Consider the following 16494-nt stretch of genomic DNA (forward strand, 5'->3'; position numbering starts at 1 on the left):
GGTGCGCAGGCACCGGTCCGGGAGCCGGGGGCGATCTGCGGCTGCTCGTGGTCGGGCCGGCGGAGCCCCTCTGGGACATGCACGCCGTCGGCGTCCTCCACCGCGACCTCAAGCCGGACAACGTCCTCCTGACCGGCGACGGCCCCCTCGTCATCGACTTCGGCATCTCCCGCGCGACCGACCACCAGACCATGACGGCCACCGGCCGCATGCTCGGTACGCCGCCGACGTCGTCCGCTTCTCGTCGCCGTCGCCGTCGCCGTCGCCGTCGCCGTGGCCTTCACGGCCGGTGCGGCGGCTACGGCGTCCGGGGAGCCGGTGACGCCGAGCGCGTCACCAGCCTGGCGGTGTCCTACGGCTCCGAGCGAGGCTGGTTCGGCGTCACGGCCGGAAGCCGTTGACGGTGGCCTCGACCATGCGGGAGACCCGTTCGAGTTCGGCTCTGGTCGGGTCGGCCGGGACCTTGAGGTTCTGCCACACGACCACGAAGTCGAGGTCCTGGTTGCCGTCGTGCACCTTGAGCGCCTCCGACACCACTTTGTGGACGACGCCCGCGCTGTTGGGCTTGAGGGGGCCGATGCCGATCTTGGAGTGGGTGGCGGAGAGCCCGCCGTTCGGCCACAGGAGTTCGCGGTGGAACCAGCTGCGCCCGCCGCCCGCGAGCATCTGGACGAGATCGGTCGGGCTGCCGCTCTCCAGGCTGCCGTCGAACATCCGGGTGACGAGTCTCGCCATGTCCACGGTTGTGGTCGCCTGGGCGACCTGCCCGTCGTTCGTGGACGCGATCCGCACCGCGGTCCACTGACCCAGGTAGTCGCCGGCGAGCCAGATGCCCTGCTGGAGCGGATCCCGGAAGAAGCCGTCGTCGCCGGCCTTGGCGTTCATGAAGCCGAACGCGACGCCGTGGATGCTGGCGGCCGCGCCGGCGTTCTGCTGCTGGAGGAGCATCTCCCTGAGCTGGGTGCGGTAGCCGAAGGTGAACTCGACGCCGACGGGCCGCCCCGACGCGTCGAGTTGCGGTTCGAGCACCGTCCGGTAGTCCGGCACGATCTTGGCGTCGTCGCCCCCGTGCTGGAGGGTGATCCTGCTCGGGGTCTTCAGCCTGATCTGGCCGTCGAAGGTGTGGGCGAGCCCCAGGAAGAAGGCGTCCGACGTCGACGGATGCTGTTCCAGGACCAGTTGACGGGAGAAGAAGCGCAGGGTGTGCGCCGCGTACATGGCGAGGAGCTTGACCATGCTGCCGGAGTAGTGGACCTCGTTCTGCCGGTGGCCCGCCCACGCGCGTTCGTCGGCGTTCTCCAGGGCCACCACGGTGAGGGCGACCCGTTCGAGTGCGGCGCGGTCGGCTCCGGTCAGGCCGTTCATGAAACCGTCGAGAGCGTTCTGCATGCTCCGGTTGCGGTCGGCCGCCCCCTCGGCCTGGAGGTTGTCGCCGTACGCCCCGGTGAACAACTCCATCTCGATCGATCCTCCTCGCGTGCGAAGGAGAGAAACGCCGCGAGGAAGACGGCGGCGCCACCGAGCTGATCCTCCTTCGATTCTCGTCCGCCGCCCGTGCCGCCTCAACTCCGGGGGCACCGGTCGTGGGCCGGGCATAGCCTGAAGTCGTCATGGGCCGCGTCGGACGATGGGAGCCGCGATGACGTTCGTACAGGTCATCGACTGCACGACGAGCAGGGTCGATGAATTGAACAAGCTGATGGACTCCTGGGTCGAGGCGACCCAGGGCAAGCGGACGGCGACCCACTCCATCGTGGGGCGCGACCGCGCCGACTCCACCCACGTGGTGGAGATCGTGGAGTTTCCCTCCTACGAGGAGGCGATGAAGAACTCGCATCTGCCCGAGACCGACCGGATCTTCCGGGAGATGGTCGCGCTGTGCGACGGCGAGCCGTCCTTCACGGACCTCGACGTGATGCGTGACGAGCAGCTCAACAAGACCGTGGTCCGGAGCTTCTTCGAGGACGTGATCAACGCGGGGAACGTCGACGCGGCGGACGCGATCTGTACCGCCGACTACCGGGAACACGACCCGTCCCTGTCCTCGTACGACGTCGGGCTCGAACAGGCCAAGGTCGAGAACCAGGAGATCATGACGGCCTTCGAGCCCGTGGCGACCATCGAGAGCATGGTCGCCGAGGGGGACATGGTCTGCGTACGCGCGTCGTTCAAGGGACGTCACGCGGGCGCGTACCAGGGCATGGAGGCCACGGGCCGCGACATCGCCGGAACGGCGCACGCGACCTTCCGCTGCGCGGGCGGCAGGATCGCCGAGAGCTGGTGGAACTTCGACGACCTCGGCCTGATGAAGCAGCTCGGCGTCATGGAGGGCTGACCGCGTCCGACGGCACCCGTGGGGGCCGGACCGTGCGGACGACATGAGCCATTGGCTGCGACCGGTCACTCGTACCGCCGCAGGAGTGGGCCAATGGCTCATCGTTTCGACGGGCGGTTGAGCCGCTGTGCCCCCTTCGGTCTATCCTTGTAGGCAACACATACCTTCGGCGCCGCGCAGCGCCGTCCGGCGACGAGGCCGGACTGGCCCGCGGTGCCTTCGTCGTGTCCGAGCCCCCACCACCCCAGGGGGACCTCGCGCGCGGTGAGGAACAGATCAAGGGGGGCGGGATTGGCCGCCGTGCGCAAGTACTTCATGGCACCGGATCCGGGCCGGGTCAGGCTCAGGGTCTCGGCGCGGGCCGTCCTCGGCATCGCGCTCGCGGTCGCCCTGGCCGAACTGCTCGGTCTCTCCCTCGTCGCGTCCCTCACCGCCGGTCTCGCCGCGCTGCTCGCGCTGTTCACGGTGGCCGACCCCACCGTCCGCCGCCAGGCCGTCACCACCGCCCTGCTGCCGGCGGTCGGCTTCCCCGTACTGGCCCTCGCCACCCTCCTGCACGACGTGCCGCTCGCCCGCGACGCCGCCTGGCTGCTCGTCGTCTTCGCCGGCGTGTACGCCCGCCGCTGGGGCCCCCGCGGCCACGCCCTCGGCATCTTCGCCTTCATGCAGTTCTTCGTCACCCAGTTCCTCCACGCCCTCCCCGCCCAGCTCCCCGAGCTGTACGCGGCCGTCGCCCTCGCGCTGCTCGTCGTCGGCGCGGTCCGCTTCGGTGCCTGGTGCATCGAGCGCCGCGTCCCGCCGCCCGCGGCGCCCACCCCGCTGCCGGGGTCGGGCCTGGCCCGCGCGACCACCCGGCAGGCCGTCCAGGCCACGGCCGCCTGCGCCATCGCGCTCGCGGCCGGCCAGCTGATCTCCCACGAGCGCTGGTACTGGGCCGTCGGCACCGCCTGGTGGATCTTCGTCAACACCGCCTCGCGCGGCGAGACGCTCGTACGGGGCTTCCGCCGCGTCCTCGGCACGGTCGCGGGCATCGCGGCCGGCCTCCTGATCGCCGTCCCCCTCGGCGGCGCCGGGGGCCCCACCGCCCTCCTGGTCGCCGTGTGCGTGTTCGGCATCTTCTACACCGCGCCCCTCTCGTACAGCTGGATGATGTTCTTCGTGACCGTCATGGCCGGGCTCCTGTACGGCCTGCTCGGCGTGCTGCACCCCGGCCTGCTGCTGCTCCGCTTCCAGGAGACCGCCGTCGGGGCGGTCGGGGCGGCGGTCGGGGTGGCGCTGCTGCCGGTGACGACGCACGCCGCGACCAACGCGTGGATCGAGCGGGCGGTGACGTGCGTGCACACGTGCACGACCGCCGCGGCGCGGCGGCTGGCGGGAGACCCGGACGCGGATCCGGCGCGTCACGCGGGAGAGCTGGAGGTCCTGCTGGGGAAGGTCCGGCTGTCGCTGGCGCCGCTGGTGCACCCGCTGAGCCCGCTGCGGGCACGGAAGGCGAGGGCCCGCCGGGTGCTGGCACTCCTGGACGACTGCGCCCGCGAGATCAGGGGCCTGGCCGTGGTCGCGGCGGACCCGGACGCGTCGCACGACGCTCGCCTGGTGGCGGCGGCCTGGCGGGTCGAGGCCGCCGTGCACGCCCTGGTGCCGCCGGCCCGCCCCGCGGCGGCGGTCGCCGAGCCCGACGGCGTCCCGCAGCACCACCCCGGCGCGGAGACGGCCCTCGGACACCTGCACGGCCTGGAGCAGGCCCTGGTGGATCTGGCGGCGCCGCTGCGCACGTCACCGCGCGCGCCCCTGGTTCCGGCGGCCTGAGCGGGAGGCGCTTTGGTCTAGACCGCCTGCTACCGTCGGGCCGAACGGACGACGACGGCCGGTCCGCCGTGACCGGCCACGGGGCAGGGGAGGGGCCATGGGCGGCACAGAAGCGGTACGAGGCCGGACGCGGGCGTACATCGGGTCGTTCACGTCGGCGGGTGGACACGGCGTGCTCGCCGCCGACGTGGACGGGGAGACGGGCGCGCTGACGGTGACCGGCGGGAGCCGGGCCGTCGCCGACCCGTCGTTCCTCGCGCTCGCGGGGCCGGTCCTGTACGCCGTGTCGGAGACCGAGGCGGGCGCGGTGGCGGCGTTCGACGTCACCGGGCCCGTACCCCGGCCGCTCGGCCCGCCCGTGCCCGTCGGCGGCGCGGCCCCGACCCATCTGGCGGTCGCCGCCGGCCACCTCCTCACCGCCAACTACACCTCCGGCAGCGTCACGGCCCTGCCCCTGGCCGAGGACGGCACCGCACGCCCGGCCACGGCGGTCCTGGCGCACCGGGGCAGCGGCCCCGTCGCCGACCGCCAGCGGGTCCCGCACGCCCACCAGGTGCTTCCCGACCCCAGCGGCAGGTGGGTCGTCAGCGTCGACCTCGGCACCGACTCCGTACGGATCTGCGCCCTCGACCCGGACAGCGGGGCCCTCGCCCTGCACGGCGAGACGGCACTGCGGCCGGGTACGGGACCGCGCCACCTCGCGTTCCACCCGGCGGGCACGCACGCCTACGTCCTGAACGAGCTGGAACCCACCCTCACCGTCTGCCGCTGGGACGCCGCGGAAGGCGTGCTCGAACCCGTCGGGGAAACCCCCGTCGTCCCCGCGGGCGCCACCGGCTACCCCTCGGAGGTCGTCGTCTCCCCCGACGGCCGGTTCCTGTGGGCCGCCGTGCGCGGCGACGACACCCTCGCCGTGCTCGCCCTCGACGCGGACGGCGCCGAGGCGAGCCTCGTCACCACCGTCCCCTGCGGCGGCCGCTGGCCGCGCGACCTGACCCTCGACCCCTCCGGACGACGCCTGTACGCGGCCAACGAGCGCTCCGGCGACGTCACCTGGTTCACCCTCGACCCGCAGACCGGAATCCCGTCCCGCGCGGGCGCCGTCGAGGCACCCGCGGCCTCCTGCGTCGTCTTCGGCTGAGGCCCGCCGCCCGGCGCCCGCCGCCCGCCGCGCAAGGGGCGGAGGTCCGCTCCGGAGCCGGGGCGTCCTCGTGCGGGGCGGGCACGGCCCACGGCCCGCCCCGCGCCGGGCGCCGGGCCCCCACGCGGGGCCGAGCACGCCGGAGGGCCCGCCCCGGACGATTCCGGAGCGGGCCCTCCCGTACGACCGCGACGCGGGGCCGCGGACCTCAGAGCGAGGGCGCGTCCTGCGGCTGCTGCGGCGGAATGCCCAGCGCGGCCGTGTACTGCGTGAGCACCAGCTTGCCGATGGCCGGGTAGGCACCCAGCGGCTCGGCGGCGGCGCAGCCGGCCTCCTTCGACGCGACGTCCAGGAGACCGTCGGCCAGCTCCGGCCCGATCAGGTACGGGGCGAGGGCCAGCTGCTCCGAGCCGGCGGCGCGCAGCTGATCGGCGATGGAGGCGATCGAGCCCTCCTGGTCGAGCGCGGCGGCCATCACCGGCACGGCGAGGCGCGCGGCGAGCAGCATGCCGGTGATCCCGGCGGCCTGCACGGCCTCCTCGCCACCGACCGTGGCCAGGATGATGCCGTCGGCAGCCGTGGCGACCGTGAACAGACGGGCGCGGTCGGCCCGCGCCAGACCCGCCTCGGACAGGCGCACGTGAAGCGCCTCCGCGAGCAGCGGGTGCGGACCGAGCACGTCGGTCAGCTCGGCCGTGTTGCCGCCGTCCATGAGGGCCTGGCGCACCAGGCGCATCTGGGCACTGTCCGGACCGGCGAGCAGCGGCACCACGACCGCGGCCGGACCCGTCGGCGCGCTGACCTCGCGGCCGGCGGCCACGGCCAGCTCGTACCGCTGGGTGCGCAGCGCGGCGGCCGACGTCAGCACGGTCGAAAGCGCGGGGTACTCCGTGTCGTCGCCCTCCAGGAAGCCGATCGCGGCCTCAAGGCCGGGCAGCTCGGAGCGGGCGATGCTCACGACCTCTTCGGCCAGCGAGCGGACGGCGGCGGACGGGACGCCGGGAACGGCGAGAACCAGCGCGGGAGCGCCCTCGGGCGCCGCCGCGGGTTCGGGGCGACGGTGCCGCCCGGACTGGCGGGGTCGAGGCATTCGTACAGGCAGGCCGGAAGCAGGCCCAGTGGGGGAGCTCATGGCGCCGCATGCTACTGGTTTCGTCCCCGGCGCCGTCGGCTGAGGTGCGGTCGCGCGCCTTCTGCCCCTCTATGTCCGGTCCGGAGGGCCGCCCGACGCCATGCGGACCCGCGCACCGCTCCCCACCTGGGCGGATACCCCAGGGCTACGCCACCCCGGCGCCGAAGAGGCGTAGCAGCGCCGGGTCCTCGGGAAGCCTCGGCGTCCCGCCCGCCAGCGCCGTGGCGAGGCCCACCGCCCCGGCGAGCGGATCACCGGCGGGGGGCACGGCGACGGCGTGCGGAACCAGCTCCCCGAGCGCCGCCCGCAGCGGGACGAGCAGCGCGTCGCCCAGGTGGAACAGCCCGCCGGTCAGCGCCACCACGGCCCCCGGCCCGCCGGGGCAGACGGCCTCGGCGGCCTCGGCGATACGGGCGGCCGCCCGCGCCAGGATGTCCGCGGCGACCGGATCCTCCTCCGCGCACCGCCCCACCTCGGGGGCGAACGAGGCCAGCACGGCCGCCCTGTCCGTACGGGGGTACAGCGTCCCCGGCAGCCCCGCCGCCGGCCCGAACAGCTTCTCGGCGCGTGCCAGCAGCCGCACCGAACCGCCCCGCCGCCCGTCGTACGCGCGCATCGCCGCCTCCAGGCCGGCCCGCCCGATCCAGGCACCGCCCCCGCAGTCGCCGAGGAGGTGCCCCCAGCCGTCCGCGCGCCGCCAGGACGTCAGGTCGGTGCCGAGCGCGACCATCCCCGTCCCACCCGCGACGACCGCCCCCGCGCGCTGTCCCAGCGCTCCGGCGTACGCGGTCACCGCGTCGGCCGCGAGCGCGACCCGGCGCACCCCCCACGCCTCCGCGAACGCGCCGGGGAGCTCGGCCCGCAGCTCATCACCGAGCGTCGCCATACCGGCCGCCCCCACGGCGACCGCCACCACCGGCCGCGAGCCGTGCGTCTCCGCGAGGCCGCGCACCGCCGGCAGCACCTGCTCGAGGAAGTGCCCGGCGGAGATCCCGCCGCTGCCGGTCCGCACGGGCTCCCGCGAGACGACCGTCCCGAGCACCGCCCCGCCCCTCGCTTCGGCCAGTGCGACCCGGAGCCCCGAACCGCCGGAGTCGACACCGACGACCAGGCCCTCGGACCGTTCGTCCACGGAATCCACGTGCACCGTCCTCACTGCGGGTGGAGCGGAAGAAGGTTCGCTGTCACTGTAGGCCGGTAGAGTGACGGATTGTGACAGCGCGACCCTTGAACGAACTGGTGGAGCCCGGCTGGGCGGAGGCTCTGCGTCCCGTCGCCGGGCGTGTGGCGGAGATGGGGGACTTCCTGCGGGCGGAGGTCGCCGCGGGCCGGACGTACCTGCCGTCCGGGGCGAACGTCCTGCGGGCGTTTCAGCAGCCCTTCGACGAGGTGCGGGTCCTGATCGTGGGTCAGGACCCCTACCCCACGCCGGGGATGGCGATGGGGCTGAGCTTCTCGGTCGCGCCCGAGGTCCGCTCGCTCCCCGGCAGCCTGGAGAACATCTTCCGGGAGCTGCACACGGACCTGGGCCTGCCCCGGCCGTCGAACGGCGACCTGACGCCCTGGGCGCGCCAGGGCGTCCTGCTCCTCAACAGGGCGCTGACGACGGCCCCGCGCAAGCCGGGCGCGCACCGCGGCAAGGGCTGGGAAGAGGTCACCGAGCAGGCGATCCGGGCCCTGGCCGCGCGGAAGAAGCCGCTGGTGTCGATCCTGTGGGGCAGTGACGCCCGCAGGGCCCGTCCGCTCCTGGGCGATCTGCCGGCGGTCGAGTCCGTGCACCCGTCCCCGATGTCGGCCGACCGCGGCTTCTTCGGCTCCCGCCCCTTCAGTCGCGCGAACGACCTGCTCCTGAAGCAGGGCGCCCAGCCCGTGGACTGGCGCCTGCCCTGATCTCCCGGCGTGCGGCGGCGTGCCCGGACGGGCCGCCGCACGTGAGGAGGGGCGTCCGGCGCTCGCCCGGATCGCCCTACCCGCGAGCGAGGGCGTCCGGCGGGTCCTCGGATCACCGCCGCCCGCGCCCGGGAGCCTTTCGGAGGTGCGCTCAGAGCACCGCCGCCCGTACGCAGAGGACGTCCGGAAGGTGCTCGGCGAGTCGGCGCCAGGTGTCGCCGTCGTCGGCGCTCGCGTAGACCTCGCCGTTCCGGTTGCCGAAGTAGACGCCGGCGGGGTCCGCGTCGTCCGTGCAGAGGGCGTCGCGCAGCACCGTGCCGTAGTGGTCGCCCTCGGGCAGGCCCCGGGTCAGCGGTTCCCAGGAGGCTCCGGCGTCGGTCGTGCGGTAGACGCGGCAGCGGCGGCCGGCCGGGACGCGGTCGGAGTCGGCGGTGATGGGGAAGACGTAGGCGGTGTCGGGGCGGTGGGGGTGCGCGGCGACCGCGAAGCCGAAGTCGGAGGGCAGGCCGGAGCCGATGTCGGACTAGTGGGCGCCGGCGTCGTCGCTGCGGAAGACGCCCCAGTGGTTCTGGAGGTAGAGCCGGTCCTTGTCGCCCGCGTCCTGGGCGATCTTGTGGACGCACTGCCCGAACTCGGGGTTCGCCTCGGGCAGGAAGACGGCGGACACCCCGTGGTTGGAGGGCGCCCAGGCGGCGCCGCCGTCCCGGGAGCGGAACACGCCCGCGGTGGACACCGCGACCGTCAGCGCCTCCGGGTCGCGCGGGTCGGTGACGACGGTGTGGACCGCCTCGCCGCCGCCACCGGGCACCCATTTCGAGCGGGTCGGGTGCTCCCAGAGCGGGCGGACGAGCTCGAAGGACTCCCCGCCGTCGGACGAGCGGAAGAGAGCCGCCGGCTCGGTCCCCGCGTACACGACGTCGGGGGAGTGGCGGGGCGCCGGGTGCAGCTGCCAGACCCGCTCCAGGGAGGCGCCGGTGTCCTCGGGGAACTTGACGGCGGGCCGGGCCGGTTCGGTCCAGGTCCTGCCGAGGTCGTCGGAGTGGAAGACGGACGGGCCCCAGTGGGCGCTGTCCCCGCCCACGAGCAGCCGCGGGGTCGGCCGCCGGGTGTCGATGGCGACCGAGTACACCGCCTGGGCGGGGAAGGCGGGGTCGTCGAACTCCCACCGTCCGTCGTGCCTGCGGCCGATGAAGAGGCCCTTGCGGGTGCCTACGGTGAGGAGTACGTCGGGCATGGCTGCCACCTCCAGGACGCCGTTGTCGCGGGACATCGGCCAGTCTGCACCCACCCTCTGACAACGACCCCCGGAACACACGTGCGTCCTGGGCCCGGCCGGTCAGATCGCCCAGGCGTACGGCGCCGGGGCATGGGTCTCGGCGCCGAGTTCGCGGGCGGCGCGGCGGGGCCAGGAGGCGTCGCGCAGCAGTTCCCGGCCGAGGAGGACCGCGTCGGCCTCGCCGTTGGCGAGGATCTTCTCCGCCTGCCGGCTCTCGGTGATCAGGCCGACGGCGGCCACCGGCAGCCCGGTCTCCGCCTTGACGCGGGCGGCGAAGGGCACCTGGTAGCCGGGGCCGACCGGGATCTCGGCCGGTCCGCCGTTGCCGCCGCTGGACACGTCGAGGAGGTCGACGCCGTGCTCGCGCAGGAGCGCGGCGAAGCGCACGGTCTCGTCGGCCGTCCAGCCCTGCTCCTCCAGCCAGTCGGTGGCGGAGACGCGGAAGAAGACGGGCAGTTCCTCGGGCCACACGGCCCGTACGGCGTCGACGACCTCCAGGGCGAGCCGGGTGCGGTTCTCGAAGGAGCCGCCGTACGCGTCCGTGCGGTGGTTGCTGTGCGGGGAGAGGAACTCGCCGATGAGGTAGCCGTGGGCGCCGTGCACCTCGACGACCTCGAAGCCCGCCGCGAGGGCCCGGCGGGCCGCGTCGGCGAACAGGCCGGTGATCTCGCGGATCCGCTCCACGGTGAGCTCGGTCGGCACCGGGTAGCCGTCGGCGAACTCGACCGGGCTGGGGGCGACGGGCTGCCAGCCCGGTCCGCCGGGTGCCACGGGGCCGCGGCCTTCCCAGGGGCGGTTGGTGGAGGCCTTGCGGCCGGCGTGCCCGAGCTGGATGCCGGGTACGGTGCCGTGCTCCTTGACGAAGCCGGCGATCCGGCGCAGGCCCTCGATCTGGTCGTCGTTCCAGAGGCCGAGGTCCGCCGGGCTGATCCGGCCCTCGGGGGCGACGGCGGTCGCCTCGACGAGGATCAGGCCCGCGCCGCCGGTGGCCCGGGCCGCGTAGTGGGCGAAGTGCCAGTCGCCGGCGACGCCCGCGTTCGGCCCGGTCATCTCCGCGGAGTACTGGCACATGGGCGCCATCCAGACCCGGTTGGGCACGGTCAGCGAACGCAGGGTGTAGGGCTGGAACAGGGCGACGCTCATGACGGACTCCGTTTCGGGGTGCCTCGAAGATGCTCGTACGATACGCATCGTAGTACGGCACCTGTCAAACTACGAGAGGTCTCGTACAATGGGCGTGATCCCGGAAGAAGTGGAGCCGCCGCCGTGACGACCACGACCAGCCCCCGCGCCCTCGAACACCCCGCGCGCGACCAGATCCGCCTGGAGGCGGTGCTGCACGCGCTCGCGGACCCGGTGCGGCTGCGGATCGTGCGCGACATGGCGCGGGAGGGCACCGAGCTGAGCTGCTCGCACTTCGACCTGCCGGTGACCAAGTCGACGACGACGCACCACTTCCGGGTGCTCCGCGAAAGCGGCGTGATCCGGCAGGTGTACCGCGGCACGGCCAAGCTCAACGCCCTGCGCGGCGACGACCTGGACGCCCTCTTCCCCGGTCTCCTGGACGCCGTCCTCGCGGCGGCCGTCGCCCAGGCCGGCCGCGAGGGTGAGGACGACCACGGGCTCGCGACACCGTGACGCCCCGCCGTACCCGGTGCGCGGGACGCCGCGAGTCCCTCGCGGTACCGGGTCGGCGCGGTGCGGTGACGCCCTCGCGGTGCCGGGTCGGCGCGGCGCCGCGGCGCCCTCGTCGTAACCGGTCCGCGGGGGGCGCCGCCGCGCCCCCGCGTCCCCGGTAGGCACGGCACCGTGACGTGAGCGGTGCCGTCTGTCCCTACAGGGACCGCATCCGGTTGATCTCCGCGGTCTGCTGTGCGATCACGTCGTTGGCCATCTCCTCCACGAGGACGTTGTTGCCGTCGCCGAGTACCTCGGCCGCCATCGTCACGGCGCCCTCGTGGTGCGTGATCATGAGCTTCAGGAAGAGCTCGTCGAAGGCCTTGCCCTTCGCGTTCCTCAGCTGGGTCAGCTGGGCCTCGGTCGCCATCCCCGGCATCGAGTGATGGTCGTGGCCGCTCTGTTCGCGCGGTCCGCCGTTGTTCTTCAGCCAACCCTCCATCGCACCGATCTCCGGCTGCTGGGCCGCCGCGATGCGCTCGGCCACCTTCCTCACCTGCGGAGAGCCCGCCCTCCGGGGGGCCAGTGCCGTCATCGTCAGCGCCTGGCGGTGGTGGGCGATCATCATCTGGGCGTAGCGGAAGTCCGCGCTGTTCGGGCTGTCGTCGGGCAGCAGCCGGGCGGCCTCCTCGGGGGATATCCGCCGAGCCGGCTCCCCGGGCCTGCCGGGTGCCACCACCGAGGCTCCGGTCGAGCTCTTGACCTGTGGCGCGGCCCCCTCCGGCCCCGACTCGCAGGCACCCAGGGCGAGTACGGCGCCGACGGCGAGTGCCACGGCGGGGAAGAGACGCTGACGGTAGATCAACAACACGACCTCCAGGCGTTCTTGCGGGGCGATGGACCGTTCCTAGCACTTATCTCGGGTCGACCCGCCAGAAACCCGCGTTACGTCTGTGTTGCCATCTGTTGATATGAGCACGGCAAGGCGGATACTGCCGGGGTCCAGCACTTGTTCCATGTCGAACGGCTACAAGGGAAGACGGGTGACTTCGTTGCGTACCTCGCGTGACGCGTCAGACACGCGCAACCCCCGTGCACGGAACCGCCACATGGGCGTGACGGCCGCCGCGGCCGGACTGTTGGCCACACTGCTGGCGGTGAGTCCCGCGGCCGCCACCCCCGACCCCGGGGACGCCCCGGCGGGAGGCACGGTCTCCGCGGAGCAGGCGGCCGAAGCGCGGGCCGCGATCCAGAGCGGTGAGATACCCGGCGTGGACGAGATCGTCCACAGCGGGAACATCGAGCACGTCGCGAACATCCCCAAGGACGCCCTCAAGGGGACCAACTCGGACCTCGCCTTCCAGGGCAAGTACGCCTTCGCCGGCAACTACGACGGCTTCCGGATCTTCGACATCAGCGACCCCAAGGCCCCGAAGACGGTCGCCCAGGTCCTCTGCCCGGGCTCCCAGAACGACATCTCGGTCTCCGGGAACCTCGTCTTCCTCTCCACCGACTCCTCCCGGAGCGACGACTCCTGCGCCAGCACCACGCAGCCCGCGTCGGTCAAGGAATCCTGGGAGGGCATGAAGATCTTCGACATCAGCGACATCACCAACCCCCGGTACGTCGCCGCCGTCGAGACCGCCTGCGGCTCGCACACCCACACGCTGGTGCCCCAGCGCAAGGACGTCTACGTCTACGTCTCCTCGTACTCGCCCAACGTCGCCTTCCCCGACTGCCGGCCCCCGCACGACGGCATCTCGGTCATCAAGGTGCCCCGCAAGGCGCCCGAACAGGCCGCCGTCGTCAACTTCCCCGTCCTCTTCCCGGGCGAGGGCCCGGACGGCGGCGGAAACCCGGGCGGACCGACCAACCCGGGCGTCTCCAAGACCACCGGCTGCCACGACATCACCGTGCTGCCGGAGAAGGACCTCGCGGCCGGCGCGTGCATGGGCGACGGCATCCTCTTCGACATCGAGGACCCCGAGCACCCGCGGGTGATCGACCGCGTCCAGGACAACGTCAACTTCGCCTTCTGGCACTCCGCGACCTTCAACCAGCGGGCGAACAAGGTCGTCTTCACCGACGAGCTCGGCGGCGGCGGCGCGGCCACCTGCAACGCCGTGGTCGGACCGAACCGCGGAGCCGACGGCATCTACGACATCGTCGGCAAGGGCAAGAACCGCAAGCTCGTCTTCCGCAGCTACTTCAAGATCCCGCGCCACCAGGCCGACACCGAGAACTGCGTCGCCCACAACGGCTCGCTGATCCCGGTCAAGGGCAAGGACCTCATGGTCCAGGCCTGGTACCAGGGCGGCGTCTCCGTCTGGGACTTCACCGACTCGGCGAAGCCGAAGGAGATCGCCTACTTCGAGCGCGGCCCGATCTCCGCGACCACCCTCTCCACGGGCGGCTCGTGGTCCGCGTACTACTACAACGGCCACATCTACTCGAACGACATCGCCAAGGGCTTCGACGTCCTGAAGCTCTCCGACCCCCGCACCGACCCCGCGAAGCGGATCCGGATGGACGAGCTCAACGTCCAGACCCAGCCGGACTACTTCGACTGACGAGGACCGTGACGGCCGGCTGACGGCCCGAACGCCTGCGTGCCGCCGGGCGGACCACCGTCCGGCGGCACGCCCATGTCCCAGTCGAGGCCGTAGCGGTGGAACAGCTCCGCACGCAGCCGCGCGAGGGGCATCGGAGCCCCCGGGAGCAGCACCGCCACCACCGTGCCCATCAGCAGGGCGCGCAGCATCGGATAGTCGGTGTCCACGTCCTCCGAGCCGTACCGGGTGACCGTGTCCCGCAGGAGGTGGGCGAGGCGCTGCTGCTCCTGGCACTGCACGAACCCCTCGGCCTGCAGGATGCCCGCCATGTGGGTGCGCATCAGCGTGGGACGTGCCGCCGCGAGCCCCAGGATCGCGTCGATCGCGCGGGCCAGCCGCTCGCGCCCGTCCTCCGTGCGCGGCTCGCGCTCCAGCCCCTCCTCCAGCGTCAGGTGCATGAGCCGGTGCACCGCGGACTGGAGGAGTTCGCGCTTGCCCGCGAAGTAGTAGGAGATCAGCCCGCGCGCCGTACCGGCCCGCTCCGCGATGTCGCCGAGCGTCGTCGACTCGTAGCCGTTCGTGTCGACGAGCTCCACGGTGGCCTGCAGAATGCGCTCGCGCGACCGGCGCCGGAGCTCTTCATTGACCGATGGGCTACGCGGGGACATGCTGGGCTCCTGCGTTGATTGGCTGCCAGCCAATATACTCGGCGCATCCGGTCGGCCTGCCTGTGTGGCGGGCCCTCCGGCATGCCGTCTGTTCTGGGCGACACGGGGGATCGTCCAGAACAGACGGCTTCATCGTCCTTCTCCCGTTCCGCGCCCCGGGGTGCCTCCGCCGGGCGCGGTCCGCGCCGGCCGCCGCTCGCCGCACCGGTACGTCAGGATCGCCAGGGCCACGCAGAACCAGCCGAGGAGCCATCCCCCGACGACGTCCGACGGCCAGTGCACCCCGAGGTAGACCCGGGTCCACCCCACTCCGGCCACGGAGACGACCGCGGCCCCGGCGAGGGCGCCCCAGCCGCGCCACTCCTCCCGCCAGTGCAGCGCGAGCACCCAGAGCAGCAGCCCGCAGGTCACCGTGGCCGTCATCGCGTGCCCGGACGGGAAGGCGGCGTACCGGGCCGAGTCGACCGGGTCGGGCCACTGAGGCCGGTCCCGTCCCACCAAGGCCTTGAGCCCCTGCTGGAGTCCGACGGCGAGCAGGCTCGTCCCGGCCACCCACAGGGCCGCCCGCGGCTCCCTCCGCGTGTACAGCAGCACCACTGCGGCGGCGGCCAGGGCGCGCATCGTCCACGGGTCCCACACCCAGTCGCTGAGCACCCGGTTGAGCTGGGTGAACCCGGGGTGGGCCAGGGCGTTTCGGTGGAGGGCGTCGGCGACCCACCGGTCGAAGGAGAGCAGCGGCGACCACCCCGCGGCGACGAGCGCGAGCAGGAGTACGGCCAGAACCCCGGAGACCACGGCGGAGGTGCGCATGCGCCGATCCTGCCCGACGAACCCGCCCGTGCGGTCGTCCGCGCGTTCCCCGCGTGCCGCCGCTGCCGGGGCACAGGCCGCCACCCGCGACTATCCGAGTGCGCTGAGGGCCGGGACGAAGGCGACGAGCACCGGGATCACGGGCACCAGCGAGGCGGCCGCGGTCAGCCGCAGCCGGCGTCCGGCCGTGAGCCGGGGGGCGGCGGTCAGCAGCCGGTTCACCCGCTGCGGCAGATCCGCGTCCGGAGCGTGGCCGGGGCCGAACACTCCGCGGTCCTCGTTCAGTTCGACGAGTGCGAGCGCGATCGTCAGCCGGCCGAACCGGCGCGAGGCGACGTCGTCGGCGGCGAGCTCCACCAGCCGGTGCATCTCCTCGCGGAACGCGGTGAAGACCGGAATCCCGGGGAATCCGCCGGCCAGTGCCGCCGAGCAGTGCAGCAGCCAGTCGTGCCGGGCCCGGGCGTGGCCCTGTTCGTGGGCCAGGACCGCGTCCAGCTGACGGCCCTTCAACCGCCGCAGTGCCGCCGTGGTGACGACCAGCCGGGGCGTGGTGCCCGCCATCCACCAGGCGTCGGCCCGCTCGCCCTCCAGAACGACGAGCCGCTCGCCGGCCGGCCGCTCTCCGGGCAGCAGGGGGGAGCGGACGAGGAGATCGCGACGGCGCTGCCCCCGCCGGACGCGGGCCCTGCCGATCTCACGGCCCAGCATCGCTCCGGACCAGAGTCCGCCCGCCGCCAGGACGACCGCGAGCACCGCCGACCACGGTCCGGTCGTGCCGAGTTCGTAGGCGTCGACCACCGCGCGCGGGGCGGGCGCGAAGAGCTGCCCCCGCACGGCCTGCCAGGCGGTCGAGGCGCTGAGCGTCATGGAGAGGGCGAAGCTGAGGAGCACTCCGGCGACCACGCACTGCCACACCCACAGCGCCACCACGGGTTCTCGCTCCACCCAGTCGGCCCGGGCCAGCAGCCGCGGTGCCGCGAGGGCGGTCAGAACACCGAGCAGGAGCAGTGCGAGGGAGACCCACATGGGCGCCACCCTATGAGCGTGGTACGGGTCGGGGGTATGGGCTCGGGCGGCAAGTGACGTACGCCACGGTTTCGTTGCGCACGGCGTCCGCACCACCGGCGAGCACAGGGCCGCATCACCGACGCACGGCGGGGAGGGATCGCCGGCGAGCACAGGGCCGCATCACCGACGCGCGGCGGGGACGGATCGCCGGCGAACGGAGGGCGGCATCACAGGCGCGTGGAGGGGCGGGGGTCCG

Annotated in this window: 15 protein-coding genes and 1 pseudogene; 7 read left to right on the forward strand and 9 right to left on the reverse strand. The window is 73.4% G+C overall.

From position 1 onward, the window contains the following. Window positions 1–77 precede the first annotated feature (77 nt). Window positions 78–401 carry a protein kinase domain-containing protein gene (locus AC067A_RS04105; RefSeq protein ID WP_478614184.1) on the forward strand — a complete coding sequence of 108 codons (324 nt, stop codon included), beginning with the start codon at window positions 78–80 and terminating at the stop codon, window positions 399–401. On the opposite strand, the gene AC067A_RS04110 is transcribed toward AC067A_RS04105, so the two are convergent. Next, window positions 382–1458, reverse strand: coding sequence for a hypothetical protein (locus tag AC067A_RS04110; RefSeq protein WP_478614187.1), 1077 nt, complete (start codon window positions 1456–1458; stop codon window positions 382–384). The two genes, AC067A_RS04105 and AC067A_RS04110, sit on opposite strands and share 20 nt — an antisense overlap. Before the next feature lie 181 nt (window positions 1459–1639). On the opposite strand from AC067A_RS04110, the gene AC067A_RS04115 reads away from it, so the two are divergent. From AC067A_RS04115 to AC067A_RS04125, 3 genes are all read left to right on the forward strand, one after another. After that, window positions 1640–2335, forward strand: coding sequence for an ester cyclase (locus AC067A_RS04115; protein ID WP_478614190.1), 696 nt, complete (start codon window positions 1640–1642; stop codon window positions 2333–2335). Window positions 2336–2650: 315 nt separating this feature from the next. Beyond that, a complete protein-coding gene (locus AC067A_RS04120) occupies window positions 2651–4144 on the forward strand; it encodes an FUSC family protein (RefSeq protein WP_478614601.1) in 1494 nt (497 codons plus the stop codon). Window positions 4145–4241: 97 nt separating this feature from the next. Continuing rightward, window positions 4242–5285: a lactonase family protein gene (locus AC067A_RS04125; protein ID WP_478614193.1), complete on the forward strand. Its 1044-nt coding sequence runs from the start codon at window positions 4242–4244 to the stop codon at window positions 5283–5285. A 208-nt stretch (window positions 5286–5493) separates the two neighbouring features. Here AC067A_RS04125 and AC067A_RS04130 read toward each other — a convergent pair whose 3' ends face one another. Together AC067A_RS04130 and AC067A_RS04135 are read right to left on the reverse strand one after the other, a co-directional pair. After that, window positions 5494–6417 (reverse strand): sirohydrochlorin chelatase, encoded by a 924-nt coding sequence (locus AC067A_RS04130; RefSeq protein WP_478614196.1) that lies wholly within the window; start codon window positions 6415–6417, stop codon window positions 5494–5496. Between the two features lie 145 nt (window positions 6418–6562). Continuing rightward, window positions 6563–7558, reverse strand: a complete 996-nt coding sequence (locus tag AC067A_RS04135; protein ID WP_478614199.1) for an N-acetylglucosamine kinase — start codon at window positions 7556–7558, stop codon at window positions 6563–6565. A 71-nt stretch (window positions 7559–7629) separates the two neighbouring features. On the opposite strand from AC067A_RS04135, the gene AC067A_RS04140 reads away from it, so the two are divergent. Beyond that, window positions 7630–8307, forward strand: coding sequence for a uracil-DNA glycosylase (locus AC067A_RS04140; protein WP_478614202.1), 678 nt, complete (start codon window positions 7630–7632; stop codon window positions 8305–8307). Window positions 8308–8458: 151 nt separating this feature from the next. Here the strand turns inward: AC067A_RS04140 and AC067A_RS04145 are convergent. After that, window positions 8459–9541, reverse strand: a pseudogene (locus AC067A_RS04145) (WD40/YVTN/BNR-like repeat-containing protein). Between the two features lie 102 nt (window positions 9542–9643). Beyond that, a complete protein-coding gene (locus tag AC067A_RS04150; RefSeq protein WP_478614205.1) occupies window positions 9644–10726 on the reverse strand; it encodes an NADH:flavin oxidoreductase/NADH oxidase in 1083 nt (360 codons plus the stop codon). Between the two features lie 123 nt (window positions 10727–10849). Between AC067A_RS04150 and AC067A_RS04155 the strand changes: the two genes are divergently transcribed. After that, window positions 10850–11221: an ArsR/SmtB family transcription factor gene (locus tag AC067A_RS04155; RefSeq protein WP_478614208.1), complete on the forward strand. Its 372-nt coding sequence runs from the start codon at window positions 10850–10852 to the stop codon at window positions 11219–11221. A 196-nt stretch (window positions 11222–11417) separates the two neighbouring features. On the opposite strand, the gene AC067A_RS04160 is transcribed toward AC067A_RS04155, so the two are convergent. Continuing rightward, complete coding sequence (locus tag AC067A_RS04160) at window positions 11418–12068, reverse strand: DUF305 domain-containing protein (RefSeq protein ID WP_478614211.1); 651 nt, start codon at window positions 12066–12068, stop codon at window positions 11418–11420. 241 nt (window positions 12069–12309) lie between these two features. Here AC067A_RS04160 and AC067A_RS04165 point away from each other — a divergent pair, with 241 nt between their 5' ends. Continuing rightward, the gene (locus AC067A_RS04165; RefSeq protein WP_478614214.1) at window positions 12310–13770 is read left to right on the forward strand and encodes an LVIVD repeat-containing protein; all 1461 of its coding nucleotides are present in this window, start codon (window positions 12310–12312) and stop codon (window positions 13768–13770) included. Here the strand turns inward: AC067A_RS04165 and AC067A_RS04170 are convergent. The 3 genes from AC067A_RS04170 to AC067A_RS04180 form a co-directional block, all read right to left on the reverse strand. After that, window positions 13758–14420: a TetR/AcrR family transcriptional regulator gene (locus AC067A_RS04170; RefSeq protein WP_478614217.1), complete on the reverse strand. Its 663-nt coding sequence runs from the start codon at window positions 14418–14420 to the stop codon at window positions 13758–13760. The genes AC067A_RS04165 and AC067A_RS04170 overlap by 13 nt on opposite strands. A gap of 129 nt (window positions 14421–14549) precedes the next feature. Then, on the reverse strand, window positions 14550–15230 hold the full coding sequence (locus AC067A_RS04175; protein ID WP_478614220.1) for a phosphatase PAP2 family protein: 681 nt from the start codon (window positions 15228–15230) through the stop codon (window positions 14550–14552). A 90-nt stretch (window positions 15231–15320) separates the two neighbouring features. Beyond that, window positions 15321–16256, reverse strand: a complete 936-nt coding sequence (locus AC067A_RS04180; RefSeq protein WP_478614223.1) for a M56 family metallopeptidase — start codon at window positions 16254–16256, stop codon at window positions 15321–15323. Window positions 16257–16494 lie beyond the last annotated feature (238 nt).

It is taken from the genome of Streptomyces sp. NPDC043176, from assembly GCF_056436715.1.